Here is a 386-nt window from a genome sequence, read left to right on the forward strand (position 1 = left end):
TCCCACAGCACCTATGACTGCAAGCAAGACCCTGTCGATCCAGCGCGTGTTCTCGCCGAGCAGGATTTCTGCTCTTAACCAATCGTAATAAGCAGCAACGCAGAGCCGGAGTGCCAAAGCGACGAATACAGTCGAGATGAACAATGTCAGTAAGGCAATTCCGATGGCGTAGCCCGCGTCCTGATCCGACCAATGAACAGGCCCAAGGAGCAATCGGAATGATATGAAGGCGAGAGCCGAGAGAGCGACCGACCTCCACATAAGGAACAGCGGAAGAAATGGGCTGACTAGCGCTAGCACGAAGAATAGGATGAACGAGGTCCAAATCAGAGTGGTTGTCATGAAGCAATCAAAAACACAGCAATGTTAAAGTTGAACAAACTGGC

The 386-nt window shown here is 51.0% G+C and carries 1 protein-coding gene; it reads right to left on the reverse strand.

Features of this window, described 5'->3' with window-relative positions; translation table 11 throughout:
* On the reverse strand, positions 1-342 hold a 342-nt coding region (locus ACPYOI_RS36015), incomplete at its 3' end, for a hypothetical protein (protein ID WP_481424166.1).
* Between the last annotated feature and the right edge of the window lie 44 nt (positions 343-386).

It is taken from the genome of Rhizobium sp. SVR5-2C (assembly GCF_056755115.1).